Origin of the sequence: Flaviramulus sp. BrNp1-15 (assembly GCF_022259695.1) — a bacterium.
In the GTDB taxonomy this organism is placed as follows: Bacteria; Bacteroidota; Bacteroidia; order Flavobacteriales; family Flavobacteriaceae; genus BrNp1-15.
Window position 1 is genome coordinate 2,545,410 of the sequence record NZ_CP092099.1, and the last position, 16,172, is coordinate 2,561,581.

16 protein-coding genes are annotated in these 16,172 nt (G+C 31.5%); 13 read left to right on the forward strand and 3 right to left on the reverse strand.

What is annotated here, in order from left to right; genetic code table 11:
• Positions 1 to 21: 21 nt before the first annotated feature.
• The 3 genes from MBM09_RS11165 to MBM09_RS11175 form a co-directional block, all read right to left on the reverse strand.
• The gene (locus tag MBM09_RS11165; protein ID WP_238673808.1) at positions 22 to 1,065 is read right to left on the reverse strand and encodes a transglutaminase domain-containing protein; all 1,044 of its coding nucleotides are present in this window, start codon (positions 1,063 to 1,065) and stop codon (positions 22 to 24) included.
• Positions 1,066 to 1,773 carry a carboxypeptidase-like regulatory domain-containing protein gene (locus tag MBM09_RS11170; RefSeq protein ID WP_238673809.1) on the reverse strand — a complete coding sequence of 236 codons (708 nt, stop codon included), beginning with the start codon at positions 1,771 to 1,773 and terminating at the stop codon, positions 1,066 to 1,068.
• A 147-nt stretch (positions 1,774 to 1,920) separates the two neighbouring features.
• Positions 1,921 to 3,738, reverse strand: a complete 1,818-nt coding sequence (locus tag MBM09_RS11175; protein ID WP_238673810.1) for a hypothetical protein — start codon at positions 3,736 to 3,738, stop codon at positions 1,921 to 1,923.
• 181 nt (positions 3,739 to 3,919) lie between these two features.
• Here MBM09_RS11175 and MBM09_RS11180 point away from each other — a divergent pair, with 181 nt between their 5' ends.
• The 13 genes from MBM09_RS11180 (at position 3,920) to MBM09_RS11240 (ending at position 16,054) form a co-directional block, all read left to right on the forward strand.
• The gene (locus MBM09_RS11180) at positions 3,920 to 6,217 is read left to right on the forward strand and encodes a molybdopterin-dependent oxidoreductase (RefSeq protein ID WP_238673811.1); all 2,298 of its coding nucleotides are present in this window, start codon (positions 3,920 to 3,922) and stop codon (positions 6,215 to 6,217) included.
• A complete protein-coding gene (locus tag MBM09_RS11185) occupies positions 6,214 to 6,747 on the forward strand; it encodes a 4Fe-4S dicluster domain-containing protein (protein WP_238673812.1) in 534 nt (177 codons plus the stop codon). The genes MBM09_RS11180 and MBM09_RS11185 overlap by 4 nt, the downstream gene beginning before the upstream one ends.
• Before the next feature lie 12 nt (positions 6,748 to 6,759).
• Positions 6,760 to 7,701, forward strand: a complete 942-nt coding sequence (nrfD, locus tag MBM09_RS11190; RefSeq protein ID WP_238673813.1) for an NrfD/PsrC family molybdoenzyme membrane anchor subunit — start codon at positions 6,760 to 6,762, stop codon at positions 7,699 to 7,701.
• A 9-nt stretch (positions 7,702 to 7,710) separates the two neighbouring features.
• The gene (locus tag MBM09_RS11195; protein ID WP_238673814.1) at positions 7,711 to 8,238 is read left to right on the forward strand and encodes a YeeE/YedE thiosulfate transporter family protein; all 528 of its coding nucleotides are present in this window, start codon (positions 7,711 to 7,713) and stop codon (positions 8,236 to 8,238) included.
• Between the two features lie 21 nt (positions 8,239 to 8,259).
• Positions 8,260 to 8,850 carry a YeeE/YedE thiosulfate transporter family protein gene (locus MBM09_RS11200; protein ID WP_238673815.1) on the forward strand — a complete coding sequence of 197 codons (591 nt, stop codon included), beginning with the start codon at positions 8,260 to 8,262 and terminating at the stop codon, positions 8,848 to 8,850.
• A gap of 18 nt (positions 8,851 to 8,868) precedes the next feature.
• On the forward strand, positions 8,869 to 9,531 hold the full coding sequence (locus MBM09_RS11205) for a rhodanese-like domain-containing protein (RefSeq protein ID WP_238673816.1): 663 nt from the start codon (positions 8,869 to 8,871) through the stop codon (positions 9,529 to 9,531).
• Positions 9,532 to 9,548: 17 nt separating this feature from the next.
• Complete coding sequence (locus MBM09_RS11210) at positions 9,549 to 10,163, forward strand: rhodanese-like domain-containing protein (RefSeq protein WP_238673817.1); 615 nt, start codon at positions 9,549 to 9,551, stop codon at positions 10,161 to 10,163.
• A gap of 326 nt (positions 10,164 to 10,489) precedes the next feature.
• On the forward strand, positions 10,490 to 11,467 hold the full coding sequence (locus MBM09_RS11215) for a rhodanese-like domain-containing protein (RefSeq protein ID WP_238673818.1): 978 nt from the start codon (positions 10,490 to 10,492) through the stop codon (positions 11,465 to 11,467).
• Positions 11,468 to 11,497: 30 nt separating this feature from the next.
• Positions 11,498 to 12,514, forward strand: coding sequence for a rhodanese-like domain-containing protein (locus MBM09_RS11220; protein ID WP_238673819.1), 1,017 nt, complete (start codon positions 11,498 to 11,500; stop codon positions 12,512 to 12,514).
• A 34-nt stretch (positions 12,515 to 12,548) separates the two neighbouring features.
• Positions 12,549 to 13,610: a porin gene (locus MBM09_RS11225; RefSeq protein ID WP_238673820.1), complete on the forward strand. Its 1,062-nt coding sequence runs from the start codon at positions 12,549 to 12,551 to the stop codon at positions 13,608 to 13,610.
• 126 nt (positions 13,611 to 13,736) lie between these two features.
• Positions 13,737 to 14,396, forward strand: coding sequence for a Crp/Fnr family transcriptional regulator (locus MBM09_RS11230; RefSeq protein ID WP_238673821.1), 660 nt, complete (start codon positions 13,737 to 13,739; stop codon positions 14,394 to 14,396).
• 138 nt (positions 14,397 to 14,534) lie between these two features.
• The gene (locus MBM09_RS11235; protein ID WP_238673822.1) at positions 14,535 to 15,713 is read left to right on the forward strand and encodes a molybdopterin molybdotransferase MoeA; all 1,179 of its coding nucleotides are present in this window, start codon (positions 14,535 to 14,537) and stop codon (positions 15,711 to 15,713) included.
• 2 nt (positions 15,714 to 15,715) lie between these two features.
• On the forward strand, positions 15,716 to 16,054 hold the full coding sequence (locus tag MBM09_RS11240; protein WP_238673823.1) for a winged helix-turn-helix domain-containing protein: 339 nt from the start codon (positions 15,716 to 15,718) through the stop codon (positions 16,052 to 16,054).
• Positions 16,055 to 16,172: the final 118 nt, after the last annotated feature.

Sequence of the window (16,172 nt, forward strand, 5' to 3'; positions counted from 1 at the left end):
ACAATAAAGACTTATATAACCTTATTTATTAATAGCTACAAGAACACCTTTTTTAGGCTTCTCTACCTCTACAGTATATGAAACCAAAACATCTTCATTCGTTTTTATATGAACATCATAATGTCCTTTTTTGGTAAAGCGGTAATTAAATTTTAGAAAACCTTCTTTGAAATTTAAAGAAGACGCTTCAACCTTATCATACTTTAAACCACTATTTAATACTAGACTTATTGAATCAATTTTACTTTCATCAGATATCTTAAGACTAAAAAGAACTTCATCATCTAAAACAACTTTGGTTATTAGGTTTTTAGGCATAATAGGAACGACTTCATACTTATATGTCTTTCCATAAACCAAAGGCGCTTTAACAAATTGATTTAAATCGGGTTTACGCTCTAACAGAAGCCATTTTTCATCTAAAGGATAATGATTTTTAGCAAACAACTCTGGTTCGGCCAGAAAATAACCATCATTATAGTCTTTAATAAATTTATTTTGATTAATAAAGAAAACTCCACTAGCTAATGTGGCATCAACCAAATACCATTTGTTACTTAAATGTACTGCGTTCCATGAATGATTTGGAATATCAATTTTAGTAACATTTGTATTTACTGTTCTGCTATATCCATCAACTATTTCGCATTCTATATCAGCCAAATTAGAGAGTTCTTTAATTACATAAGCATAACCCGAACAAATGGTTTTTTTATCCTTTAGCAACCTTTTAAAGAACACATCTTGAACTTCAGCATTCCATTTTGAAAATGCTATGGCATCGTTCTTATACTTTTTGCGCTTTCTAATTGTTTTTACACCAAAACTATGGTCGCTTTCAATGTTTGAACACACCCAAGTATGAATAGCTCTAAATTTTTCAACTTGGGTATTCAAGCTATTGGTAAGCTTGTGGGCAAGCAATGGTAAATTATTTAATCTGTGATCTTTTAATGCATTCGCTATACTATCAGCCTTTTTAAAATTAATATGTCTAAAATCTGATTTTTGTGCATTAACAGAGAAACAGATTAACAAAAAGAGTATTTGTAAAAATTGTTTCATTTAAAATATATCTTTTATTTTTTGCCACAGTGTACGTTTAGACTTGTATACCTCATTAACTTCAACTTCTCCCATTAACACAAAAGAATCATCGCCTCCCATATTTACATTCAAAATGTTTTGATTCTCTTTAATTTCTATGGTTTGAGTTTCATAACCCAAAAAACTAAATATTAAAATATCGCCTTTTTCTAATTTTTTTGGAAAAACAAACTCGCCATCAAAATTTGTACTCGTGCCAATTGTAGTGCCTTTTAAAATGATATTTGCTCCAGGTAGCGGACCAGTTTCATCTGAAACAACTCCGGCTAAAAGTCCTTTTTGTTTGTCATTGTTTTTTACTTGATTACTTTTCGCTTCTTTAGTTTGCTCAATAATTTCTGTTGCAGGTTGCTTTTCTTGAGCTTGTATATTATGGAGCGATAAAGCAGAAAATAATGCAAATCCAATAATTCTTAAATATTTGAATTTGGCTTCGTTTCTGTTGTCGTTCAAATTAGAATACTCCTTTAATTGATTTGTTTTAAAATATCCACAAGTATTAGCTTGATTGTTTTTAAAGTATTCTACTAATTTTTCATCGCTCATGTTTCTAAAATCCATGACTTCTTTTTGACACGAATTACAAAACCCTCCGGAGTTTGTTTGTGTAAATTGATTGAATTTTTCTGAGCAAGGTTTGCCGATTGTAAGATTGAATTGTTTCATGATATTTATTTTTTTATATCACTAAACTATAAACTGTATAGAGGAAAAACCAAACACACTTAGCCAACTAACACTTTAAATGAGTGAAGTTAACTTTTTGGTTAGGCAAATAGTTTAAAGTATTATAAATTTAAAGTAACAACCTTTTTATTCTGGTAATACACAAGCTTCATTTAAGTTTTTAAGTGTAGTTTTTAAACCTACATCTAAAGTTTGTCTCATAACTTTTGAGTTATCGTTATGACATTGCAAACATGCTCCAACGAAAAGTAGTTTTTTTTGTTCTTCAACATTAAAGGGTCTAAAATCATGTCTTGTTGAATTAATAACAGTATCGTCAACCTTTTCTAAAAATGGTATCCACGCATCTTCTGGTAAGTTATCATATGTGTTTAATTCATATTCTGGAGTGAAAACCCATCTGCCTTTTTTATTATTTATTTTATAAACCAATGAACCATTCCCATAGCCTAAAGCAGCAGAATTAGCATGACAAGATTTACAATCTCTCACAGCTTTTGTTGTAGTATGTGGAGAATTAGGTGCATACAACCTATGAAATGAAATATTTTTATCTGGATTACCCACATAGCTACCCTTATCAATAGTTAAAATCATACCTGGTATTGCAGGCTCAATAATATTTCCTTCTTCATGCTCTCTAACACCTAAAGCCGGTTGTGATGATGAAAATTCAGCTACATACTCATTCCATTGTCCTTTTACGTATTTTTTATCTAATAAATCGAAAGCGCTACGTTCTTTGTCATCAAATTTATTATGACAGCCAATACATTTCGATGTCCAAGAAGAATGACACGCACTACAACTCACATTTTTATGTGCATGATCTCTGGAACAAATAGTTGATTGAGGTTTTAATGGATGTAAACTACCGTCATTTTTACCTATCAAAAATGCATTTCCTGTTGTGTCTACGTATGTGTTAACTAATGGATGACCATCTTTTTCAGCTATAATGATTTGTTTATCTGTATGTTTATAATCTCTATGAAGAAATACCAAACTACTTTCTGCATCTAAATCATAATACGAAATGGTATTTGGTTTGTCCTTAAAATGGCAATCGCTACACTGCAGAGTAACAGCGTCTTCTGCATGATCATAACGTATTCCATTGCCCATAACTTCATGTGATGAATGACAATCTATACATAACAATCCTTTTGTATGATGCACATCTTCTTCTAAATTTTTATAAACCCGTTCATCTTCTAAAACCGTATAATCCTCTTTATTTATTACATCATTTTTATGTAACAAGGTTTCTTGTAAACCCATATAATTTGTAGAAATTCTACTGGATCGACTATGGCAACCAAAACAGTGGGTATCATTAACAAAGATATCTGAAGAAGGATGAAATTTAGGTAGTTCTATTTTGTTTGAAGCTAAGTAATTTTCTAAATCCTTTTTAGCATTTTCAGAATAATTTAAATGACAAGCATTACAGCCTCCACCTCTACTTAATTGATTTATTTCCCCATAAGAGGTTTTTTCGGCTCCTAAGTGGCAATTGGCACATAAATCTCTTAAATGCTTATCAGAAGCTGAATATTGTATATCCTTAATATGGTAATGGTAATTTAAACTATCTGCCTCTCCAAAAATAAATTTATCTACTGCTACAATACCACTGTTTGTAGTCATTAATGAGTTTTCTATTTTGTGCAACTCACTGGCATGACATTTTCCACAGGTTTCTTTAGCATCAGATAAATTACCAGGAATTAATACCATCCCTTTGTGAGCCTCTTCTTTATTTAAAGATTTTGTATTTCCTAAATGGCAGCTCGCACAACCAATAAGTTCTGGATTATGATAATTTGAATACCCTTTAGTGTTTTGATGACATTGTAAACAAGATTCCTTTATGGTTACTTCATGTTTTGAATATTCAACATTTTCTAGGTCTGGAGAAAAAAAATAATTTTTATTTCTCATTAAAAAAAGTAGTCCAAAAAATAAAACAGCTATTGCAAAAATCCAGACCGAAAATGTTTTGTTTTTCATAATCAAGCAGTTACCCAAATTTACAACATTTTAAAATATCTTTTTTTATTAAAAGAACAAAAGCCTATGTAACAATTGTTACATATAAAGTGCTGATTTCATGATATTTATCATGATTTCAAAAGATAATTACAAATATATTTACATCAGAAAATTAATGAAATATATGGTTACTTCAAGACGAAAATTCATAAAAATTTCTGCCTTAGGTTTAGGAGGTTTAGCAACAACCTCAGCTGCATTTGGTCTCTTTAAAACCAATCCATTATTAGATGCTGCTATAAAAGAAAATGTTTCAAAAAAGTTGTATCGATCTGCAACTTATTGCGAAGTATGTTTTTGGAAATGTGCCGCTTGGGCATATACAGATGAAAACAATAACATAAAAAAAATTATAGGAAATGATGATGATCCACATTGTAACGGACGCCTTTGTCCCAGAGGAACAGGTGGTGTTGGTATGTATAGTGATGAAGACAGACTAAAAACACCTTTAATAAGAACAACTGTTAATGGTGAACAAACCTATAGAGAAGCTAGTTGGGATGAAGCTCTTGATTTAATTGCTTCTAAATTTAAAGATATAAAGGAAGAATATGGTCCTGAGTCGTTTGCTTTACTTAAACACGGCTCTCCCGGAAGCCATTTAGAGCATTTATTTAAAGCATATGGATCTGATACAATAGCAGAACCTGCATATGCACAATGTAGAGGCCCAAGAGAAACTGGTTTTGGTTTAACCTTTGGGTCTTGGGTTGGTTCACCTGAACCTACAGATATTAGAGACACTAAATGCTTAGTGCTTATTGGCTCTCATTTAGGTGAAAACATGCACAACTCTCAAGTTCAAGAAATGTCTGACGCCATTGATAATGGTGCTACTATAATTACTGTAGATCCTAGGTTCTCTACCGCAGCAAGTAAATCTAAACATTGGTTACCTATAAAACCTGCTACCGATATTGCCTTACTTCTTTCATGGATGCATGTTTTAATTGAAGAAGACTTATACAATAAAAAATATGTTGAAAAATATACTAAAGGATTCAACGAATTAAAAGCACACGTTAAAACATTTACACCAGAATGGGCTTATGGTATTACAACCATTAAACCAGAAGAAATTAGAAAAACAGCACGTATAATGGCTGCTGCAGCCCCATCGGTTATTGTGCATCCAGGTCGTCATGTTACTTGGTATGGAGATGATTCACAAAGATCTAGAGCAATTGCTATGTTAAATGGCTTATTAGGTTCTTGGGGTAATAGAGGTGGTTTTTATTTCAAAGAAAAAATTAGCATTCCAAAATATCCTCATCCAGACTATCCTAAACCAAAATGGGGATGGCATGATTTAGGCGAACAATATCCATTTGCAGAAATGGGTATCACTTCAGAAATAATTAAAGCAACTATACCAAATGAAGATAACAAACACCCCATTAAAGCGTGGATGGTTGCAGGCACCAATTTAATTAACACATTACCTCAAAGAGAAAAAACTATTGAAGCTATAAATGCAGTTGACTTTTTAGTGGTTATTGATACCATGCCAATGGAAATTACTGGTTATGCAGATGTTGTTTTACCAGAATGTACTTATCTAGAACGTTATGATGGCATTCGTTCTGCAACAAACAGAACACCTTCAATAGCTGTAAGAGTTCCGGCTGTGAAACCTAAATACGATTCTAAACCCGCATGGTGGATAAGTCAACAAATTGGAAAGCGCATTGGTTTAGGTGATTACTTTAATTATAACGATTTTGAAGAAGTTATTGAATGGCAACTTAATAAACTGGGAACATCTTTAGATGAAATGAAAAAGATTGGTGTTAAACATTTTGATAGAAAATCTGGTCCTCTGTTCTTAAAAGAAGGTCAGGATTATGAATTTTATACACCTAGTGGCAAAATAGAATTCTACTCTCAGCAACTAGCCAATAAAGGTTTTGCACCAATACCTGTATACACTGCACATCCTCAACCTCCTCAAGGGTTTTATAGATTAAATTATGGCAGGTCGCCAATGCATACCTTTAGTAGAACTATAAACAATCCGAATTTAAGTGATCTAAAAAGTGAAAATATGCTTTGGGTTAACCCAAAAGTAGCCCGCATTTTAGGATTGAAAAAACATCAAGAAGTTTGGTTAAAAAACCAAGATGATATTGTTTCAACCTTCTCTATTAAAGTAAGAATAACAGAAAGAATACGCTGGGACTCCGTTTACCTGTATCATGGTTTTGGACATAATAATAAAAAATTATCTAGAGCCTTTGGTAAAGGTATAAGCGATACCGAATTAATTTCTAAAACTGTTGTAGATCCTCTTATGGGTGGAACAGGTTTAAGGGGCAACTTTGTATCAATTTTAACTGAAAATCCACATAAAAATTCAGAACTATGAGATATGCAATGGTAATAGACACATTAAAGTGTGTTGGATGTAGCGATTGTGTTGTGGCTTGTCAAACAGAAAACAACGTACCTCATGGGTATTGTAGGGACTGGATAACTGAAGCTGTTAGCGGCTCATACCCAAGTGTAGAGCTAGAATTAAGATCTGATAGATGTAACCATTGCGATAATGCACCATGTGTTAGATGCTGTCCTACAGGTGCTAGCCATATTGTAGAAGGTGGTATTGTATTAGTAACAGGAGACGAATGTATAGGTTGTGGTGCATGTATAGAATCGTGTCCTTATGATGCGCGTTATCAACATCCAGATGGTTATGTAGATAAATGCACATTTTGTCATCACAGATTAGAAAAAGGACAACTTCCAGCATGTGTATCGGTTTGCCCAACAAAGTGCATGTATTTTGGAGATTTAGATAACCCTAATAGCGAGGTTTTTCAATTATTAAAAAACAGAAAGCATAAAACATTGGCTCCAGAAGCAGGAACCAAACCACATGTATTCTATTTAATTTAATTTATAATTATTATGCAAGAAGAATTATTTACAAGTGGAAGAAACATCCCTAATATAGATCCTTCATTAGAAATTTGGCATTGGCCAATTTCCGTTTATCTGTTTTTAGGTGGTTTAGCAGCTGGCTTATTATTATTTGCTGCTGTAGTTACCATTCTGGGTAAAGATAAAGACTATCCTACAACTGTTAAGTACGCATCTATGTTGCCTCCTGTAGCTTTATCATTAGGGTTAATGGCATTAGTTTACGATTTAACACATCCTTTATACACTTGGCAATTGTACACCACTATACGTTTAGAATCACCAATGTCTTGGGGAGCTTGGGTATTATTAGTAACGACTCCTTTATCATTTTTATGGGTGTTTAGCTATTATTCTGAATTGTTCCCAAAATGGAATTTGAAATTTGATTTTCTAAAGAAATTCGAACAATTTCTAAAGAAAAACAGAAAAAATATGGCATATGCATTAGTGCCTTTATCAATTATTTTAGGTGTTTATACAGGAATTCTATTATCAGCATTTAACGCAAGACCTTTATGGAACAATGCTATTTTAGGACCTTTATTTTTAACTTCAGGGTTATCAACTGGAGCTGCAACAATCATATTATTAGCAAAAAGCGCAAAAGAAAGACACCTCTTCAGTAAAATAGATTTAGCGCTTATAATTATTGAGTTAGGCCTAATTGTTCACATGATTATGGGAATGTACGCCGGTTCTGAAGTACAATTAGATGCCATGAATTTATTAATTGGCGGCGAATTTACCTTGATGTTTTTCGGCTTTGTAGTTATACTCGGATTAATTGTTCCTGGTATTCTTGAAGCATTAGAGATAAAAGGATATAAAATTCCTGTTGCTGTTCCTGCCATATTAATTTTAATTGGTGGCCTAATTTTTAGGTTTGTAATGGTTGAAGCTGGTCAAATTACACGATACCTCTATTAAACATATATTATGAAAGACAAAGAACAAAACAGACACATATATTGGAATCCTTATTTTGGAGGATTCCTGCTTGGGTTATTAATAATTTTCACCTTCTACATAACAGGTAGAGGTTTAGGTGCAAGTGGGGCCATGAAAAGTAGTGTTGTCACAATAGTAGATGACGTTTCTCATGAGCATGCAAAACAAAGTGCATACTACAGTAAATTTGTTGATGGCGATAAAAACCCAATGAATAATTGGATAGTTTTTGAAACATTAGGAGTACTTATTGGCGCTTTCATTTCTGGTGGTTTAGCTGGTAGAATTGGTTGGAGAGTACAACATTCCCCTAAAATTACACGAAGACGACGTTTAATATTTGCATTTAGTGGTGGTATATTATTTGGGTTAGGTGCTCAAATTGCAAGAGGATGTACAAGTGGAGCTGCTTTGAGCGGTATGGCAGTATTATCAACAGGTGGATTTATAACCATGTTGGCCATTTTTGGAAGTGGTTACTTGTTTGCTTATTTTTTTAGAAAAAATTGGATTTAATAAATTAAAAATTTAAAAATTATGGGACCATTAATTCCAAACGGATTTATACCTTTTGAGTGGAGTAGTATTATAGCTATTGTTATTGGAATATTCTTCGGGTTTATTTTAGAGGCATCAGGTTTCTCCTCTTCAAGAAAACTTGCTGGTGTATTTTACGGCTATGATTTTGCTGTTTTAAAGGTATTTTTTACTGCCGCAATTACTTCCTTAATCGGACTTTTTTATATGGACTACCTTGGTTATGTAGACATGAGTAGTTTATATGTTCATCCAACCTATTTATGGGGAGCAATTATTGGAGGCGCTATAATGGGAATAGGGTTTGTAACCGGTGGATTTTGTCCGGGAACAAGTTTATCTGCTGTAGCTATTGGTAAAATAGATGCAATAGTTAATGTACTAGGTATTATGGTTGGAATATTTATATTTTCAGAATTATATACCCTTTTTGAGCCATTATATAACGGTTATTTCCAAGGTAACGTAACATTAGTAGATTCTTTAGGTATAAATAAATACTGGTTTGTATTTATATTAACAGTGGTTGCTATTATTATGTTTGCAGCTTCAGATATGATTCGTAAACGAGTAAAAAAAGTATTTTACTAATAATTTAAATTACACAATATGGTAAATAGAAAATTAGTTAAATTTTTATCCTTAAGATATAAAATACTTGCAGCAGTATTAATTGTTTTAGCAGGAGGTTTAGTTTTATTACCTAAATACGAAAAACATGAAGGCATTAGTCCCGAAGAATTACTAAGTAAAACAATAAGTCCTGAACGCTACATTTCAACCGATGATATTGCTCATAAAATAATTAATCAAGATCCTTCATTTATATTAATTGATGTAAGAGATGAAAATAGTTTTAAAGAATACACACTACCAAATGCTATAAATATTCCTCTAAAAAAAATATTAGATAACGACGCCACAATGTATATTAATCAAAATCAATTTGATGTTGTGTTTTTTTCAAATGATAATTTTTATTCAGATCAAGCGTGGATACTTTGCAATAGATTAGGATACAAAAATTTACATGTTTTAAAAGGTGGTATAAACAAGTGGTTTAACACCATAATAAATCCTCAAAAACCAACTGAAGACATGCCAAAGGATGCATTAGATTTATATTCAACCCGAAAAGCTTCTAGCATGTATTTTGGAGTTGTTTATCCAGAACAAGTTGAAATTAAAACTCCAGAGCCTGTCAAAAAAGCTGTTCCAAAGAAAATAATAACAGTTAAAAAGAAAAAGAAAGCGCCAGAAGGTGGTTGTTAACTTTATAAGAATGCTTTATGAAAGAATTAGAAAAAACTAAACGTATATCAATAGCTTCAACGCTTTTTATTCTTGCAGTTGTTATAGGGCTTTTAACTTATAAAAGACCAAAAAACACATTTACTATAAATACTAAACCTACACTAGAAAAGTTAACAAGTGAAAATTTCTTTGTTTCATTAGAAAATAGTAACAATCCAGATTTTCAGTTAATCGACATAAGAACTCAATATGAGTTTGATAAAGGGCATATGGAAAACGCCATAAACATAGCAACTTCAGATATTTTAAATGAAGAAAATTTATCCATTTTTAAAGACTTAAAAGAAGCTAATAAAACAGCTCTTTTGTATGGAAAAAACCTAGAAGAGGTCAATCCCGCATTTTTAATTTTGTATCAATTAGGGTATGATAACATTAAATTATTAGCTATTGAAACTAGTTATCTACAAAATAAGTTTATCACAAAAAACTACAATATTGAAAAATCTGAAAACAATATTAAAGCATTTATTGATGAGTCTGTAAAAAAAGCTAAAGCTACTCCTAAAATACAACCGATTAAAAAGCCTGTTAAAAAAACAATCATCCTTCAAAAAAAGAAGAAAAAGGCTCCTGAAGGAGGTTGTTAGTTTTTATTATTTTAAGATTAAAAGAGCTGTTTTTTCATTAAAAACAGCTCTTTTTTATTCATAAAAAACTTCATATCATATACAAACTAACGCTCTAAAAAAACATTTTTAATAATAAAAATTAGCACACTAAAAATCAGTTTTTTCAAAAAATTTAAAAAACAACATAAATATCTGATTATTAGTATTTTAAAATGTAACAAATGTTACAGAATTTACCGATTATGTATTACAAAAAGTTGACAAAAGTCATATAAATAGCAACTATTCTGATATAATTTCAACATAAATAATCCCAATAATATTGGAAACTAAATTATTATGTCATGAAAAAACTATCACTTTTTGGAATTGTATTACTTATTGCTATAATAACTTTATTTAGCAGTTTTACAAAAACATCTAATTCTATAACTAATCCTCCAAATGAATTTGAAACGTTAGTAAATTATTTAGAAGCCAATAATAACTTTATTAACGGTGAATTACCAATAATAAGCGCAGATGAAGTAAAGAAAAATTTAAAAGATCCTAAACTTCATCTTATTGATATTAGAAACGATTCATGGTTCGAATATGGGCATATAAAAAGTGCCCAAAACATAAAAGCCGAAGACTTACTTAATTATTTTGATACTAAAATTAATGCTACAGACTTTGATAAAATAGTTCTTATATGCTATTCTGGTCAATCTGCTGCATACTACGCAAGTTTATTAAGATTGGCAGGTTACTCAAATGTTTATAGCATGAAATGGGGAATGAGTTCATGGAGAGAAGATTTTGCCGACAATGCTTGGAATAAAAACATTAAAAATGACTTTGCATCAAAATTAGAAACTAATGAAGGTGTAAAAAAAGAAACAGGCACACACCCAGTATTAAACACTGGAAAAACAGAAGCCAAAGACATTTTAAAAGCAAGACTACAAGAACTATTTGCAAAACCTTACAGAGAGTTTATTGTAAAACCTGTAGATCTTTTCGAGAATCCTAGCAATTATTTTATAATGAATTATTGGGATCAAAATAAATGCCATGGCCATATTCCTGGTGCTTTACATTTTAGTCCTGAAACCTCTTTAAATAAAGATTTACTTACGCTTCCAGCAGACCAAAAAATTGTGGTATATGAAGCCACAGGGCAAAAAGCTGCGTACGTAGTTGCGTACCTAAATGTATTAGGATATAACACAGGCAATTTATCATATGGTGAAAATGGTTTTATGAATGAGACTTTAAAAGAAAAAGGCGGAGAAGCTTTTACCAAGAAAGAAATAAATATGTACCCAGTTATAGAATAAAAAAAATCAAACAACATAAAACATTAAGTCATGAAAAAATTATCATTATACTTTATAGGATTATTATTGATTCCTTCATTATTCCTTACATCTTGTGATAGAGGAGACGATCCGGCAGATGACAACGTTGTTGCTACTCCAAAGTTTACTCTATTAAAAGATTATATGGTGCAAAATGATTTGGACATCAGTAAAATTATCAAAAATTCTGATGACGAAAAATTCGTTGTTGGAGCGCCTGCATCAGCAGACCTTCAAACCTTTTTAGATAAATACTACATTTTTGATATTAGATCTAGTGATGCTTTTAATGCATCTCACATAGAAGGAGCTAACAATATACCTTTTGCTAATATTTTAACTGAAGCCCCTAATGCAGGATCTAAACCCATATTAGTTGTTTGTTATTCAGGACAAACCGCTTGTTATGCAACAGCATTATTGCGTATGTATGGATACAAACATACACAAGCATTAAAATGGGGAATGTCTGGATGGAGTTCCTCAACATCAACTTCTTGGGATAATAAAATTGGAGCAGATGAAGCTGATAATCACGCAAATTGGACTTACAATGCTGCACCATTAAATATAGTTTTTGATGATCCAATGATAACTACCAATTTATCAAACGGTGAAGCTATTCTTAAACAAAGAGTAGAAGACATAGTTGCTACTGGTTTTGGTCCAGCTACAGTTAGTGGTTCAGATGTATTAACAAACCCAGGTGGATATTTTATCAATAATTATTTTAGTGAAACTGATTATTTAGGTTTTGGTCACATTACTGGAGCATATAGAATTCTTCCTTTAACTCTTGGTGATGATACTTATTTAGGGTTAGATCCTGATGCTAATGCTAAAGTAGTTACATATTGTTATACAGGTCAAACCTCGGCTGTAATAACAGCTTGTTTAAGAGTACTTGGTTATGATGCATATACCATGACATTTGGTATGAACGGTATTTATAATACTAATCCAGCTTGGTCAACAAATCAGTGGGGAGTTGATTCTAATCCTAAAGATTTACCATTTGCACCTTAAACAACAATATTATTGATCATTAAAAACATTTAAAATGAAAAACAAAATATATATATTGTTTGCTCTAATATTACTTTTTCAAGTAAATAAAGCATTCTCTCAAGGTTGTGAAGGTGATGATCCTGCAACAAATGATTCGATTAGCGCTCCAAGTGTAAAAATATTTGGATACATACAACCCCAATATGATTATAACTTCACTGATGGAGATCAGGAAAACACCTTTAAGTTTAAGCGAGCAAGAATAGGTGCCCGAGGTACATTCTATAAAGATTTTTCATACTATTTTATGCTAGAAACTAGTCCGTTTATTGGTAGCTCTGGAGATGCTTATCTTATGGATGCTTTTGTTACTTATAATGCAGACAATTGGGCAAGAATTTCTATAGGTTCATATAAACAACCTTTCAGTTTAGACGTTGCAACACCTTGCCACAGTTTAACAACTATAGAAAGATCTATTGTAGCAGACCAGTTGGTAGCTCCACAACGAGATTTTGGTATAGCAGTTTTTGGTGGAAACAAATACAACAAACTTAATTATGCTGTTGCTCTTATGAACGGAAATGGTATTGGTGGAGCTAATCCAAAAGATACTAACACAAAAAAAGATATAATTGGTAGAGCAACTTATAAAATCACCAATTTCCTTACAGTTGGAGGTAGTTTTAGATTTGGTTATCCCATACCAAATAACAACGAGGATGACCGTACAACACTTGGTGGAGAATTCTTGTTAGAACTAGATAAGCTTGCTGTTCAAGCCGAATATATTTATGATGAAGGTGCTTACTTTCTAGGTGCTGGTGGTGGTTGTGGAGCAGATCCAATTCCTCTAGGAGAAAAAAGAGATGGTGCTTATATGATGGCGTCTTATAGTGTAAATGAAAAATTTCAACCTGTACTTAAATACGAATTCTTTGACCCAGATTTAGATCTTAAAGAAGATGGTACATATCAAGAAAGAATGACTATAGGCTTCAATTATTTCTTTAACGATAAAGTAAGATTCCAATTAAATTACTTAGCTAATATTGAAACTGTTATCAATGTAGATAATGATGCTTTATTAGGTCAGGTACAAATTAAGTTTTAATTCAATGAGTGATTTCTATATTTGAATTAGGTTCAGTTATTTGAACGTTAAACCCTCTGGTGTATAGCTGGAGGGTTTTCTATTTTTATTGATTATCTTTGTATAAATGCTATTAAATTGTTAAAAATGGAGACTCAAGAATCAGTAATTAGAGAAAAATTTCATAGTATTTATTCCGAAGTATTTGAAGAAGAGCTGATAGACGAAATAATGAAGGTATCTTATTTCGACAAAATTAAAAATGGCAACCTTCTAATAGATATTGGAGATGATATGTTTTATATTCCGTTACTAATTGAAGGGGTCGTTAAAATTATTAGACAAGATAAATATGGAGAAGAAATTGTACTTTACTTTTTAGAACCTGGTGAATCTTGCGCTATATCATTTGCAAACTGTATTAATAAAAGAAAAAGTATTTTTAAAGGTATAATTGAGAAAGATATTGAAGCTGTTTTTTTACCAGTTGAAAGTATAGATGACTGGTTAGTTAAATTCAAGTCTTGGCGTCATTTTATTATCGATAGCTACCATTTTAGGTTATTAGAAATGGTAGAATCTATTGATAGTTTAGCATTTCTTAAAATGAGTGAACGCGTATTAAAAAATTTAACCGATAAAGTTAAAATTAACAATTCAATAGATCTAGATATAACGCATCAAGACATTGCAAACGATTTAAACACATCTCGAGTTGTTATTACAAGAATTTTAAAGCAATTACATGATGAAGAAAAAATATACTCTACCAGAAATAAAATTAGAGTTTTAAAACAATTCAAATAAATTCATCCATAAAAACAAGCTTCTACTCTACCCGTATACCCCATTCTTGCTTATAAATAAAAAGTAAAATAACTAACATGAATCATGCTTTTTAATATTTAAAAATCGTTATATTTGTTAAGACATAACGATAAGTAAATGATTTCTATAAATGAAGCTATTCAGTTAGTAAAAAACACATCTAAACCACTTTTAAAATCTACCATAAAGCCAGTTGGGAAATCTGGTGGTTATTTATTGTTTGAAGATGTGATTTCACCTATAAACATGCCACCTTTTAGACAATCTGCAATGGATGGATATGCATTGAATTTACATGACAATTTAACTTATAATCTTATTGGAGAAGTTAAAGCTGGAGACGGAAATCAACCTGTGTTAAAAAAAGGAGAAGCTATAAGAATTTTTACTGGCGCACCTGTTCCAGATACTGCAAACGCTATCATGATGCAGGAGAAAGTTAAAGATGATGGAAATACTATTACTATTGAACATCAAATAAATATTGAACACAATATTCGCCCAATGGGTGAACAAGTAAAAAAAGGCAATGTTGCTCTGAAGAAAAATACAAAGCTTACGCCTGCAGCCATTGGTTATTTAACATCTTTAGGAATTACTGAGGTTTCGGTATACAAAAAACCACAAATTGCCCTAATAACCACAGGAAACGAGTTAATTGAAGCTGGACAATCGGTAACTTATGGAAAAATCTACGAAAGCAATGCTACAATGCTTCAAAATGCTTTATATAGTCTAAAATTTTATGATATAACTATTCATAAAGTTGAAGATAATTACGAGAAAACTAAATCTAAACTTAAATCGGTTATAACAGAAAACGATCTTGTTATCGTAACTGGTGGAATTTCTGTTGGTGATTATGATTTTGTTGGAAAAGCTTTAAATGAACTTCAAGTAGAAGAAGTGTTTTACAAAGTGAAACAAAAACCCGGTAAGCCACTTTTCTTTGGAAAAAAAGATAACACTCTAATTTTTGCATTACCTGGAAACCCTGCTGCTGCACTCACTTGTTTTTATATTTATGTATATATCGCATTGCAAAACATGATGGGTAGAAACGTTAATGAATTACCTCGTATTAAAGCAAAATCGATATCAAACTTTGAAAAAAAAGGAGACCGACCACAATTTTTAAAAGCTATTTATAAAGGTGAGCAAGTTGAAATATTAGAAGGTCAGAATTCATCTATGCTACAAACTTTTGCCCTTTCAAACGCTTTAGTTTTCGCAGATGAGGACATTACAAATATTAAAATTGGAGACACTATTGAAACCATACTATTACCTGTTTAATTATGAGCTATAAAATTAAAAGCAGAATATGGATTGAGTCTGAAAATCATGTGCTTTTAGGTGAAGGTCGCGTGCAATTATTAAAAGCCATCGATGAAACTGGCTCACTTTCAAAAGCCGCGAAATCATTAAACTTGTCTTATAAAAAAGCATGGCAACTTTTAGACTCTGTAAATAAATCTGCAAAAAAACCAGTAACCATAAATAGTATTGGTGGTAAAGGTGGAGGCGGTGCAGAATTAACAGATTACGGAAAATCTTTAATTACTGCTTTTGATGAAATTAATAAAAACTGCTGGGATTTTTTAGATAAGCAAATGGAAAAAATTGATGAACTATAATAATATATTGAGTAAAAAGTCATTTCGACGAAAGGAGAAATCACATTATTTAATACATTCTGTATTTCGATTGTGATGTCTCAATCGTTCCTCATTTCGACATGACTAATTAGATAAT

Coding starts and splice junctions, on each gene's coding strand:
- MBM09_RS11165 (WP_238673808.1), bottom strand. CDS start 1,065: ATGAAACAATTTTTACAAATACTCTTTTTGTTAATCTGTTTCTCTGTT.
- MBM09_RS11170 (WP_238673809.1), bottom strand. CDS start 1,773: ATGAAACAATTCAATCTTACAATCGGCAAACCTTGCTCAGAAAAATTC.
- MBM09_RS11175 (WP_238673810.1), bottom strand. CDS start 3,738: ATGAGAAATAAAAATTATTTTTTTTCTCCAGACCTAGAAAATGTTGAA.
- MBM09_RS11180 (WP_238673811.1), top strand. CDS start 3,920: ATGATTTCAAAAGATAATTACAAATATATTTACATCAGAAAATTAATG.
- MBM09_RS11185 (WP_238673812.1), top strand. CDS start 6,214: ATGAGATATGCAATGGTAATAGACACATTAAAGTGTGTTGGATGTAGC.
- nrfD (WP_238673813.1), top strand. CDS start 6,760: ATGCAAGAAGAATTATTTACAAGTGGAAGAAACATCCCTAATATAGAT.
- MBM09_RS11195 (WP_238673814.1), top strand. CDS start 7,711: ATGAAAGACAAAGAACAAAACAGACACATATATTGGAATCCTTATTTT.
- MBM09_RS11200 (WP_238673815.1), top strand. CDS start 8,260: ATGGGACCATTAATTCCAAACGGATTTATACCTTTTGAGTGGAGTAGT.
- MBM09_RS11205 (WP_238673816.1), top strand. CDS start 8,869: ATGGTAAATAGAAAATTAGTTAAATTTTTATCCTTAAGATATAAAATA.
- MBM09_RS11210 (WP_238673817.1), top strand. CDS start 9,549: ATGAAAGAATTAGAAAAAACTAAACGTATATCAATAGCTTCAACGCTT.
- MBM09_RS11215 (WP_238673818.1), top strand. CDS start 10,490: ATGAAAAAACTATCACTTTTTGGAATTGTATTACTTATTGCTATAATA.
- MBM09_RS11220 (WP_238673819.1), top strand. CDS start 11,498: ATGAAAAAATTATCATTATACTTTATAGGATTATTATTGATTCCTTCA.
- MBM09_RS11225 (WP_238673820.1), top strand. CDS start 12,549: ATGAAAAACAAAATATATATATTGTTTGCTCTAATATTACTTTTTCAA.
- MBM09_RS11230 (WP_238673821.1), top strand. CDS start 13,737: ATGGAGACTCAAGAATCAGTAATTAGAGAAAAATTTCATAGTATTTAT.
- MBM09_RS11235 (WP_238673822.1), top strand. CDS start 14,535: ATGATTTCTATAAATGAAGCTATTCAGTTAGTAAAAAACACATCTAAA.
- MBM09_RS11240 (WP_238673823.1), top strand. CDS start 15,716: ATGAGCTATAAAATTAAAAGCAGAATATGGATTGAGTCTGAAAATCAT.